This window comes from Microcoleus sp. B9-D4 (assembly GCF_036705105.1).
Taxonomy (GTDB): Bacteria; Cyanobacteriota; Cyanobacteriia; order Cyanobacteriales; family Microcoleaceae; genus Microcoleus.
On the sequence record NZ_JAUBTS010000001.1, the window covers coordinates 179,144 to 191,644 of the forward strand.

Here is a 12,501-nt window from a genome sequence, read left to right on the forward strand (position 1 = left end):
GATGAACAAGATTTTCAAGATTTACAGGATTAAATTGAGGGTGACTAGAATTAATCCTGTTCATCCTTAAATCCTTAAATCCCGATCGCCATTAGCAATTACTCATTAGCCATCCGCAACTACCCATTACCCAAATAATGTTTGCAGATTTCTTTATTAAACGACCTGTCTTTGCTAGCGTCTGCGCCTTAATTATTGTTTTGGTAGGCGCAATTAGCATTCCCACATTGCCGATCGAGCGCTTCCCCGACATCAGCCCCACCCAAATCAACGTCACAGCTAACTATAGCGGGGCGAGTGCTGAAATTGTCGAAAATGCCGTTACCAACATCCTAGAAAGGCAAATCAACGGCGTTGAAGGACTAAAATATCTAACTTCCAGTAGTAGTAACGATGGCACTAGCACTATTACAGCTACCTTTGATTCATCGCGCAATAAAGACATTGCCGGCGTCGATGTTCAAAATCGAGTGGCAGTTGCTCAACCCCAACTACCAGATGCCGTACAGCGCACAGGAGTTACAGTTACCAAACAATCTACAAGTCTCCTATTAGCGATCGGTTTATTTACAGAAAATAAAGAATACGACACCATATTTTTAAGCAACTACGCTGACCTATATTTAGCAGATGCTTTAAAGCGGGTAAAAGGTGTTGGCGATGTGCGAATTTTTGGGGAAAGACGCTATGCAATGCGTTTATGGATAGACCCGAATAAATTAGCAGCTCGCCGTCTCACAATGCAAGATGTAACGAGGGCTCTCAACGAACAAAACTTGCAAGTTGGTGCTGGGAGAGTTGGGCAAGAACCTGCTCCACAGGGACAAATGTATCAAATTGACTTGCGTGCTGAAAGTCGCCTGAAAGAACCAGCAGAATTTGAAGAAATCGTCCTCAAAACAGAGACCAATGGAACGTTAGTTAAATTAAAAGATGTGGGGAGAGCAGAACTAGGGGCAGAGAATTACAGCTCATTTCTGCGATTTCGAGGCAATGATGCAGTAGGTTTAGGGATTTACCAACTGCCAGGAAGTAATGCTTTGAATGTTGCCCATGCCGTCAAAACAGAAATGGAAAAACTAGCTGTTGCTTTCCCTCCGGGGTTGATACATAGAGTAGCGCTGGACACGACTTTGTTTGTAGAAGAGTCGATGGCAGAAGTAGTCAAGACATTATTTGAATCAGTCTTGCTAGTGGTGATAGTGATTTTTGTTTTCTTGCAAGACTGGCGCACAACTATTATTCCTATCATCACAATTCCAATTTCTTTGATTGGGACGTTTGCGTTTATCAAACTTTTCGGATTTACGATTAACAGTTTATCTCTGTTTGGTCTGACATTAGCGACGGGATTAGTGGTTGATGACGCTATCATTGTAGTAGAAAATATTGACCGCATGATCCGCCAAGGGATGAATGCCCGCCAAGCGGCTTTTGAGTCAATGCGGGAGCTTTTTAGCGCTGTAATTGCGACTTCTTTAGTGTTGATGGCAGTGTTCGTGCCAGTGGCATTTTTCCCCGGAACGACAGGAGCGCTTTATAAACAATTTGCGCTGACAATTGCTTTTTCCGTTCTGCTTTCTACCTTTATTGCTATTACTCTCACGCCCTCACTTTCAGCTATATTACTGCGTCGAGGACCTAAGTTTGGTGGCCCGCTAGGTTGGGTTTTTGACCGTTTTAATGGAGTTCTCGATTGGGTACAGCGGCAATATCGAAAATCCTTAATATTTCTAACAGGAATTAAGACTATTGTCACCCTCGTGTTCATCGCTTCTCTGGGAGTAACAGCTTGGCTTTATTTATCAGTGCCCACAGCATTTATCCCGGAAGAAGACCAGGGCTATTTTATGACAATTATTCAAGGGCCCCAAGGTGTGTCGCTGCAATACACTCAGAAAGTAATGGATCAAGTAGAACAAGAAATCCTCAAACTTCCTGAAGTTGTCGGGACTTTTTCAGTGGGTGGATTTGGTTTTAGTGGTAGCACTTCTAATCAAGGCATTATATTTACTACACTGAAAGCCTGGGAAGAACGTCACGGAGAAGATCAAACTGTACAAGCGATTATTGGTAAGTTGCGGGGTAAGTTTTTCTCGATTCCAGAAGCTAGAATTTTCCCTGTGAATCCGCCGGCTATTCAAGGTTTAGGTCAATTTGGGGGTTTCCAATTTCAATTGCAAGACCGCAAAGGTAACAGCGGTTTAGATGGCTTAGTCCAGACTATGGGCGGGATTTTGAAGCAGGCAAATCAGACACCGGGATTGCAAGCGGTATTTAGTACGTTTGCTGCGAATACACCTCAGTTAATTGTGGAGGTTGACCGCAATCGAGCTAAGGCTCTAGATATTCCCATTAATGATGTTTTCAGTACGTTACAAACGGCTCTGGGTGCTCAGTATGTGAACGATTTTAACCTCCAGCAGCGTAATTATCGGGTTTATGTTCAGGCGGATAAACAGTTTCGTGATAACCCTGAAGATATTGGGAAATTGTATGTGCGTTCTGGAAAGAATGAAATGATTTCTTTGAGCAATTTGGTGAAGATAACTCCGGTGGTGGGGGCTCAAACTGTTAACCACTACAATTTGTATAGGTCAATTGAAATTACTGGCTCTCCTGCTCCGGGAGCGAGTTCTGGACAGGCGCTAAAATCGATGGAAAAGGTGTCGGCTCAAGTTTTGCCCTCGGGTTTTGGCTATGAATGGTCGGGGAGTTCTTTAGAAGAAATTGAATCGGGGGGTCAAGCACCGATTATTTTCGGTTTGGGGCTGATTTTTGTGTTCTTGGTGTTGGCGGCTCAGTACGAAAATTATGTCGATCCTTTCATTATTTTGCTATCGGTGCCTCTGGCGATTTTAGGTGCTCTTTTAGCTCAGTCGTTGCGGGGTTTGGCGAATGATGTTTATTGCCAGATTGGTTTAGTGATGTTGATTGGATTGGCTAGTAAAAACGCGATTTTAATTGTGGAGTTTGCGAACCAGTTACGGGAGCAGGGGTATTCAATTGCTAAGGCGGCAGTTGAGGCTTCTCAAGAGCGTTTACGACCGATTTTGATGACTTCTCTGGCTTTCGTTTTGGGTATTTCTCCTCTGGTTAACCCAGAAGGTGCGGGTGCAGCGAGCCGCCGATCGCTAGGGAATGCGATCGCGGGGGGGATGGTTGTTTCTACTGTCTTGAGTTTGTTTATGGTGCCGGTTCTGTATGTGGTGGTTGTCTCGGCTCGCGATCGCTTTCGGAAACGCGATCGACTAGAAAATCTGGCCGATGATGGCACAATTTTGAACGGGAAAACGACTCCCCACGAGGAGATTGAACGCGATAAAGTATCGCCGTTGTAGTTGGTAAGTTGAAAAGGCGATCGTTTTCTGAGTCTCATTGGTGCGATCGCCCAAAACCCGCCAATCCCGCATCAAAACCCCCAAAGTCCCCAGATTAGTCCGGGGATCAATTCTTCAATCCCAAATCCCAAATCTAAAATCTAAAATCTAAAATCTAAAATCGATTGACGGCGGCCCCCATCTGCGGCTACGCTTTGAAGTGAGAGGTTGCTTGCTTGTAGAGGAGGCAGCCCGCGTCGCCCGAAAATCTAGTTGCACTGCCCAAAGCTGCGCTAACAGCAATGGACAGCATAACCGCCAAACTGGGACGAGCAGTCTGGAGGCTAACGGGAAATCATAACATTTTCTGTAGCCGCCCTGCTATGTGTTGAGAAGCGGGGCGGCTAGGTTTTTGGGCTTTCCTAGAAAACCCAAAACCAGGAGAACATATTATGTCACAGGAATTCGTGCCTGACGACAACAAATTCGATCGGCCAAATGACGACTCAGCAGCAGTATGCGAACAGGAAGTGGTGCTGTTAACGGTTGTCGGTTCGCCCAAGGGTGTCAGGGAAACCATACTCACTTTGTACCGACTGGGATTTGCCGAAGTCGGCGATTGGAGCCCCGTACAGCGTGCAGCTAATCCGAAGCAGGTGATGAGCGTGCTGATCCGTCGTTCGCGGGCTAACGGTACACCGCCGAGAAAATCTGGACGGTAAGCTGCGTTCTCATTTTGATTGAGTAGCTTAGGATTTACGCACGGGTGGTCAGAAACCGAGTTTTTGCGAGAATACTTCGTTTTGGTCGATAGATTCGCTAAAAAACCCGGTTTCTAGGCCTCGGAGTATGTCAGTTCTGTCTGAAAGTCGCATCCCCATAAGTAGGAGATGCGACGTTCTTTCCCAGATCACGGGTACTACTTCTTAGGACCTGACTTTAGCACGTGAATTAGTAGGGCAATTGAGCGGATCAGGATTGCGATCGCTAAGATAGTTCCCTCAGTTCCCCAATATTGCGGTGGTATGCTTGGTTGAACATTGGTTGGGAGGGCGATCGTTGGTTCCCCAGTGCGGATAATCGAATCGGTTTGAGATTGCATGGTCTTTCTCCTGTTTGTGGTTTGGTTTAAGGAGAAGCTTGTTGGCCAACTTTGCTTTCCACACTTTTAGAATGACTTAGCTGAAGGGGTTGCACAGCCTGACTTTTGCTTCACCTGTGGCAGTAGTGGAAAAACTGAGTCAAAATTGAAGCTAGTAAACTGCAAAATCGTGATAAGCATGGCTTCTCTTAGAGCATCCCAAGAAGGACGGGAAAAGTTTAAGCAGGCAAGAAATAAGAAGGGATGGGAGCAAATTGCTCCTTCTTTAACTACTGACATACATCTTACTCGCTCAACTGTGCAGCGATTGGAGCAAGGCAAACGCATTCGCCAAGACAGCTTTGTGGCTCTCTGTAAAGCTGTTGGCATAGAGAAGTGGGAAGAAATTGTGGATAACAGTTCACCACGAGATTCCAAACCATATTTGGCCCCGTTAGGTCGAGAAAAGGATATTGAAGACCTAAGCCAGCGTGTTAATCGAGGGGCTAAAGTTATTGTTATTCAAGGGATAGGTGGTATTGGTAAAACCACCTTAGCTGAATGTTTCTTCAAGTTTCGCAAATTAAAATATCTAAAACTCAGGATGGCAACAGCAACTGCCTATATTAACCCTGTCGGAGACGCGATTGATGAATTGCTGCAGGAACGTGAAGAACCGAGTCGAAACTTTAGGGGTAAACTACAGCAGCTAAAACGACAACTCCAAACAGGAAAGTTGGGCATACTGATTGATAACCTTGAACCTGCACTTGATAAGCATGGCAAGTTTATCGAACCTCACCGCGACTATCTAGAGCTTTTAGCAGTCTTATCTGATGCCTCTGTACAGTCAGTTACCCTTATTACCAGTCGAGAATTCCTTGAAGAGCCTGGTGTCACTTTTGAGCGATTGCCACTAAAGGGCTTAGATGAGGAGGCATGGGAGCAGTTTTTTTGTAGCCGAAATATTCAAACGGATACTGTAACTCTTAATGCAATTCACAAAGCTTACGGAGGTAATGCCCTAGCGATGACGATACTCTGCGATCCAATTAAAAGATACGATAATTTAGCCGATTATTGGCAGGAGCATAATAAAACTGATGATCATTTATTAGTTGAGATTCGTATTGAAAATCTAATCAAGGAGCAGTTAAACCGTCTTGAAGAAATTTACCCGGAAGCCTACCGACTGCTCTGCCGTTTATCATGCTATCACTATCAAGATGTACCGAGTATTCCGATTGAAGGACTATTGTGTTTGTTGTGGGATCTACCCAAGGAACAACAAACACAGGCAGTAAGATCCCTAAAAGATCGCTCTTTAGTGGAGTTTAGTAACAAAGAATACTACCTGCACCCAGCAATTCAAGCATTAGCGCGAGCTAGGTTAAAATTAACTGATGAATGGAAGAGAGTGAATCGCAAAGTAGGGGAGTTTTATTTTGGAATTGCTATTGATAATGAGGATAAACCTCACGTAAAAGCTGCATTTGAAGCCTTTAAACACTTTTATGAAATTCAAGACTTTAATTATTGTTGTAAAACTCTTTTAGATAAAATTTTAGGAGCAAACAAGGACAATCTGGATAATTTAAGATGCTCAGTTAATATTTGGAACTATACAACTCGTATTTTAAAAATGGGCGAAGATATTGTTGAAAAGTTGCCAGAACGGTCGAGATTACTAATGCTCATTCCTATAGGTGTCTGTTATTCGGATCTAGGAAAAAACTATAAAGCTTTAAAAGTCAGCCAAGAAATTATAGAAATTACTGAGAGGTTAGGTAAATTAGACGAACCCAATAACAAGAAAATTATTTTTGCAAAAGTAGCAGCTTATTCAATTTCGGGTAGAGCAAATAGATTAATTGGTAAATTTCAAGTCTCTTTAAATGAATGTGAAAAAGCTATTAAAACTGCTAATGATTCTAACCTAACTCAGCTAAAAGCTTTAGCTTTATACGAACTTGGAAGAGCTTATATAGATGCAAATAAACCAGGAAGAGCAGTTAGTTGTTTTGTAGTTGCTGCTTTTCAAGCAATTGGGATGACAGTATCAGAAGAAGCTCGTAAATTTTTTAAGCTGTTATTCGATATACCCAAATTACTACCTCAAATCGAAAATTTATTACAAAAAAATTCTCCTCAAGACACGAGAAGTAATAATATTAAACAATTTAGGATAATTTATAGCATTGCTCAGTGCTTCAACTTAATGTCGCTGTCGTTGCATCCTTTAGCTGAATTTTTTGCAATAAAAGCTTTAAAGTTAGCCGAAACTGCCGATGACAAAAGCTGTAAAACTTGGGCTTATCTGGAGCTTGCTATCTGCTACAGTCGTATTGGATATCAGAAAAAAGCTAGTCAATATTATAAACAAGCTGAAAATAACTTGATTGATGAAGACGAAACTTTTGTTATAGTTACGGTTTTGAGCAAAATTGCCGAATGGGATTACCAGCAAGGTAGAGATTCATCTGAAGCATTGGAAAAATTAGAAAAGTTGCTGCAAGACACTGATTTTCATTATTTACAAGCTCGTGTCTACTATAACCTTAGTCTTACATACTACAAATTATGTCTTGTTGCAAGAGCTAATGATTATTGCGATCGCGCCTTATCCATCGCCACAGAATTAGGCATCCCGCTAGTCAAAGAATGTCAGGAATTGAAGGAACAATTACTCAGCGAACAAACATAAACCGCTCTCGTTTAGCCGCGAAGCTCATTAACTCAATCCCCCCACAGCCACCACTCGCATCAAGTCCCATTAGGGGCGTACCCGGAGTCTTTTTGAGTATCTTTTCGCCGATCGCCCTCCATCGTGCAATAATGATATGACTTGCACAAAAGCTCTATTAGTAGGTAAATTTTGCCTACCTTACCGCTACATATAGCGTATCAACTGTCAACCCGTGCAAGTTCCCAATTAAACCGGCTGTTGCACTACACAAATTTTTCCTAATGGCTGAAGTCCCCCTAAATCCCGCAGAACTTGCAGAAGCCCTCAACGGCTTTACCGATATCAATTTCCAATTGCCAGACCCCGAAGACGAACAACTACCAGACTTTGATTTTGAAAATCAGGTTGACAATGCCTGGAAAGTGTGCGATCGCTTCGACTTGCAAACCGACATTTGGCGGGGACGCATTCTCCGAACAGTCCGAGACAGAGAAAAAAAAGGTGGCGAAGGACGCGGCACAGGCTTTTTGAACTGGCTCAAAGAAAGAGAAATTGGCAAAAGTCAAGCCTATTCTTTGATAGAATTAGCTAATAGTGCCGACACTCTGATCCAGCAAGGAGATTTAGACCCAGATTCCATTAGAAACTTCAGCAAAAGAGCCTTTGTCGAAACCGCCAAAGCATCTCCCGAAGTACAGCTAATGGTAACAGATGCGGCATCAAAGGGCGATCGCATCACCCGCCGCGAAGTCAAACAACTATCCGACGAATGGATGGCAATGAACTCAGATTTATTGCCTGAAGAAGTCAAAGAAAAAGCATCTACAGGTTCTCTACCTTCCCGCTACCTCGCTCCTTTAGTCAAAGAAATGGAGAAACTCTCTCCATCTCACCAAAGCGAAATTCAAAAAGAAGTAGCAGAAAATCCCGACGTAGATACTGTCAAACAGCTAACTTCAGATGCCAAGAACTTATCCAAATATCTCGACGCCGCCGCCCAAGTGCAAGCTCTCAATCAGTCGCACTTAGACATGGAAATGGCCTTAGAAGAATCTTTGCGCGTCGGCTGTTTGGGAACCACCGCCGACGTTGTAAAACAAGCCGCACAGCTAGAACAAACAGTAGTCAAACTCTACACAATTTGGAAGCGTTTAGGCAGTTTGGCAGATAGATTGTACGTGGATACAGGAGCAAGCACACCCAATTTGCGGTTGCTTTTGGGATGCTTGGACAGTCTTTCGGGAGAAAAGATTGAAGTGGATTTCGGAGACGGAGAACGCTCTATTCGCTTGCAAATTTTCAGCGAATAGCTCAACCTTGACCGCAGATAAACGCCAATCTCCCGGCTCATTATCGGCGTCGAACCCTGTTCATCTGCGGTTAAAATTTCTGAGTTTTTTCCAAAGATATCGGGGATGTAAATAACGCCGATATTTGGTAACTACTTCTTTCCCCAACAGCACTAAGCTAATCCAAAAACCAACTTCCGCCCAACAGCCAGAACGACAGATAAAGTAGTTTTTTGGGTAAAGTCCAGCGGCAGGAAGGGTACAACAAATAAGACTGCCAACCACGGTAGAAAAGATACGATAAATAAAAATAAACCGAGTTTTTGCATAGATTCACATAATACAGCTTTGATATCACCTTTATCTGTTAGTCCGCTTAAAGTGAAGTTCGTTTGTAGATAGCAATCCTTGGAAGAGTCGTAAATGTTTTACCCCACCCCAACCCTCCCCTTGGTAAGGGGAGGGAGTATGAAATTCACACATGATTTAGGATTGCTATATAGCAATCCTAAATCAGTTTCAATAACTGGTTAACTGGTTCCCAAGCTCTGCCTGGTAACGAGTATAATCATTTAGGATTGCTATAGTAGCGATTTCAATCGCCGAGTGACTACAAACTCACATCTTTAACCAATGTCAGCAACAGGCAAAATGTCTGTTCCACAAATACTAAATGTTCTTGTGGAACAGGCATCTTGCCTGTTCTAGAGAATGGTTCAACAAATGACTACAAACTTAATTGCCAAGCATTTCCACCTCAATTCTTAATCCCCGTCGCCGCAATCCCTCGTATAAACTGGCGCTGACCGGCCAAAAACAGCAATACCACCGGCACAGTTCCAATTACCACCGCCGCCATCAACAACTGCCAACTGCTAGTAAACTGTTCCTGAAACTCAGCCAGAACCAACTGTACAGTCCGCAACTCCGGCCGCGTCGTAAACACCAGCGGCTTAAACAAATCGTTCCACTCCCCGATAAACGTAAACAAAAACAGCGTCACCAAAGCAGGGCGGGCCAAAGGTAACATCACCTGCCACAAAACCTGCCAGCGGTTAGCCCCATCCAGCATTGCCGCCTCCTCCAACTCCACCGGAACAGTCATAAAATACTGGCGCAGCAGAAAAATCCCAAAACCGTTAGCCGCCGTAGGCAAAATCAGCGCCCCGTAAGTATTCAGCAGATGGCCCCACTTCAAAACCAAGAAAATGGGAATCACCAAAAGCTGAAACGGAATTACCAGCGTCGCCAAAACCCCCAAAACTAGGGCCTGTCGCCCCCGAAACTTCAGCCTGGCCAAAGCATAACCGGCCAAAGCAGAAGTCACAACCTGAAAACCCGTCACTGCGATCGCCACTAGAGTAGAATTAAGGAATGCCAACAAAAAATTGCCCCGTCGCCAAGCCTCTTGATAGTTCGCAAAAGTCAGGCCTGTGGCCTTGACACCGACACCAGATGGTGATACCGAAACCAAAAATACAGCAGCCAGTGGCAGCAGCACCAGCGCAGCACCAGCCAGCAACAAAATAAAACTCAGCAGTTCCAGCGCTTGAGACCTGTCAAAGGATTTACCCATAAATTTGTGAATTAACCTAAAATAATAAGCCTGTGAGGTTCTCCAACCCGATCGCATCCCAGATTCCCATACAACAACATAATAGTCGTAGAAGGAAAGAAGGAGTACCTAGGGAGGAAGTTGTGATTAGGATATAATGTTATAGATAGAGTTGGTACTGTAAAACCCTGAAAGGTGGAGACATAGACCGTATTTCTATCATCTATTTCCGGGCAAAAGATCGACTAACGACTAATTCAAGTAATTAGTAAATAGATAGCATTCTAGCGATAGTCTTTCTGGAGTGTTCGACGGCAAAAGTCCGGCAAACACGCTGAGGACGCCAGTTTTTCCGGAACGTCAAAGAAAAGTTCTTTGGCGAAAGCATCCTCAGCTATAATCTCTGATTTAGATGGGGTGCGTTCAAAAAAGGTAAAGTGCACTGTCACTCACCCCCAATTTAAAAGGGGTTTCCAAACATCCCACAAGCTTATATGAGGAGACTACATATCTATGCCCCAGCTTGAGGCCAGCCCAACAATTGACTTTCAAACCGAAACTTACAAAGATGCTTACAGCCGCATCAACGCCATTGTGATTGAAGGCGAACAAGAAGCTCACGACAATTACCTGACACTGGCCGAACTGTTGGCTGACAAAAAAGCAGAGTTAATTGGCTTGTCCAAGATGGAGAACCGCCACATGAAAGGCTTCCAAGCTTGTGGCCGGAATCTTAAAGTCACGCCCGACATGGCATTTGCCAAGCAGTTCTTTTCGGAATTGCACAAAAACTTCCAGACGGCCGCGGCCCAAGGTCAGATTGTAACTTGCTTGTTGATTCAATCGCTAATTATCGAGTGTTTTGCGATCGCAGCTTACAACATCTACATCCCCGTCGCCGATGACTTTGCTCGCAAAATCACCGAAGGCGTCGTCAAAGAAGAATACACCCACCTCAACTTTGGGGAAGTCTGGCTGCAAGCTCACTTTGAGGAATCCAAAGCCGAACTCGAAGCTGCCAACCGCCAAAACCTGCCCATCATCTGGAGACTGCTAAACTCTGTCGCAGACGATGCCCGCGTCTTGGGAATGGAAAAAGACGCTTTAATCGAAGACTTTATGATTGCCTACGGCGAAGCCCTAGGCAACATAGGCTTTAACAACCGCGATATCATGCGGATGTCAGCACAAGGCCTCGCAGCCTAGTTAATTTGGAAATAAGGAATGGGAAAAAAATTAAAAATTAAAAATTAAAAATGGGATACCTCATTTTAAAATATAAATTTTTAATCTTCCCATCTTCCCATCTTCCCATCTTCCCATCTTTCCATCTTCAATCTTCCTTCATTTGACAACTTAATGTTTGGTCTAATCGGTCACTTAACCAGCTTAGAACACGCCCAATCAGTAGCTAACGAGCTGGGCTATCCAGAATATGCCGATCAAGGTCTCGATTTTTGGTGCAGCGCACCGCCCCAAATAGTTGATCAGATCACGGTAACAAGCATCACTGGACAAAAAATAGAAGGCCGCTATGTGGAGTCCTGTTTTCTGCCAGAAATGCTAGCCACTCGCCGGATAAAAGCAGCCACTCGCAAAATCCTTAATGCAATGGCACACGCTCAAAAAAACGGGATTAACATCACGGCTTTAGGCGGCTTTTCTTCGATCATTTTTGAGACTTTCAACTTGCAGCAAATTAAGCAAATTCGCAATCTCAAGTTGGAGTTTGAACGCTTCACCACTGGTAACACTCACACAGCTTACATCCTCTGCCGCCAAGTAGAAGAAGCAGCCCCTAAATTGGGGATTGAACTTTCAAAAGCCACGGTAGCCGTTTGTGGTGCTACTGGCGATATTGGCAGTGCTGTGTGTCGCTGGCTCAATGTTAAAACAAATGTAGCAGAATTGTTGCTCATTGCCCGCGACAAAGAACGATTACAAGATTTGCAATCGGAATTGGGCCGAGGCAAAATTATGGATTTGGAAGAAGCCCTCCCCCAAGCGGATATTGTAGTCTGGGTAGCCAGTATGCCCAAGGGAGTAGAAATTGACCCTAAGACATTGAAGCAACCCTGTTTATTGATTGACGGTGGCTATCCGAAAAATCTGGCAACTCAGGTTCAGCATCCAGAAATTTACGTACTCAATGGCGGAATTGTGGAGCATTCCCTCGATATTGAGTGGAAAATTATGAAGATTGTCAATATGGATGTGCCGGGCAGACAGTTGTTTGCCTGTTTTGCTGAATCAATGCTACTGGAATTTGAAAAAATGTATACCAATTTTTCTTGGGGACGGAATCAAATTACTGTGGAAAAGATGGAGCAAATCGGTCATATTTCTGTCAAGCACGGTTTCAGACCTTTATTAATGTCAGTTTGATGTTGAAAGTCAACTGTTAAATTTGAAAATTTAATAGTTGACTTTTTCTTTGGCATCGGAATAATATTTTTCGGAGTGCAGCGCGAGCTTCCCGCTCGCGCTAGATGATAATGAGGATGTTACCGAATTTGATATCATACAAAATTTAAAACTCAAAATTTCCAAATTTCCCCTCTTTTTCAGCA

The 12,501-nt window shown here is 43.8% G+C and carries 9 protein-coding genes; 6 read left to right on the forward strand and 3 right to left on the reverse strand.

The features are described 5' to 3' along the window. The first annotated feature begins 137 nt into the window (after positions 1-137). Both QUB24_RS00675 and QUB24_RS00680 read left to right on the forward strand, forming a co-directional pair. Complete coding sequence (locus tag QUB24_RS00675) at positions 138-3,341, forward strand: efflux RND transporter permease subunit (RefSeq protein WP_333149640.1); 3,204 nt, start codon at positions 138-140, stop codon at positions 3,339-3,341. A gap of 431 nt (positions 3,342-3,772) precedes the next feature. After that, the gene (locus QUB24_RS00680; RefSeq protein WP_333149642.1) at positions 3,773-4,042 is read left to right on the forward strand and encodes a hypothetical protein; all 270 of its coding nucleotides are present in this window, start codon (positions 3,773-3,775) and stop codon (positions 4,040-4,042) included. Positions 4,043-4,239: 197 nt separating this feature from the next. Here QUB24_RS00680 and QUB24_RS00685 read toward each other — a convergent pair whose 3' ends face one another. Next, positions 4,240-4,422: a hypothetical protein gene (locus QUB24_RS00685; protein WP_333149644.1), complete on the reverse strand. Its 183-nt coding sequence runs from the start codon at positions 4,420-4,422 to the stop codon at positions 4,240-4,242. A gap of 178 nt (positions 4,423-4,600) precedes the next feature. On the opposite strand from QUB24_RS00685, the gene QUB24_RS00690 reads away from it, so the two are divergent. Then, positions 4,601-7,105, forward strand: coding sequence for a hypothetical protein (locus tag QUB24_RS00690; RefSeq protein WP_333149646.1), 2,505 nt, complete (start codon positions 4,601-4,603; stop codon positions 7,103-7,105). Positions 7,106-7,368: 263 nt separating this feature from the next. Further along, positions 7,369-8,397: a hypothetical protein gene (locus tag QUB24_RS00695; protein ID WP_333149648.1), complete on the forward strand. Its 1,029-nt coding sequence runs from the start codon at positions 7,369-7,371 to the stop codon at positions 8,395-8,397. A gap of 152 nt (positions 8,398-8,549) precedes the next feature. On the opposite strand, the gene QUB24_RS00700 is transcribed toward QUB24_RS00695, so the two are convergent. Further along, positions 8,550-8,705, reverse strand: a complete 156-nt coding sequence (locus QUB24_RS00700; protein WP_333149650.1) for a transporter suffix domain-containing protein — start codon at positions 8,703-8,705, stop codon at positions 8,550-8,552. A 428-nt stretch (positions 8,706-9,133) separates the two neighbouring features. Then, a complete protein-coding gene (locus QUB24_RS00705; protein WP_333149652.1) occupies positions 9,134-9,952 on the reverse strand; it encodes a carbohydrate ABC transporter permease in 819 nt (272 codons plus the stop codon). Positions 9,953-10,444: 492 nt separating this feature from the next. Here QUB24_RS00705 and QUB24_RS00710 point away from each other — a divergent pair, with 492 nt between their 5' ends. Further along, on the forward strand, positions 10,445-11,137 hold the full coding sequence (locus tag QUB24_RS00710) for an aldehyde oxygenase (deformylating) (RefSeq protein WP_333136612.1): 693 nt from the start codon (positions 10,445-10,447) through the stop codon (positions 11,135-11,137). A gap of 153 nt (positions 11,138-11,290) precedes the next feature. Further along, positions 11,291-12,316, forward strand: coding sequence for a long-chain acyl-[acyl-carrier-protein] reductase (locus QUB24_RS00715; protein ID WP_333080458.1), 1,026 nt, complete (start codon positions 11,291-11,293; stop codon positions 12,314-12,316). Positions 12,317-12,501 lie beyond the last annotated feature (185 nt).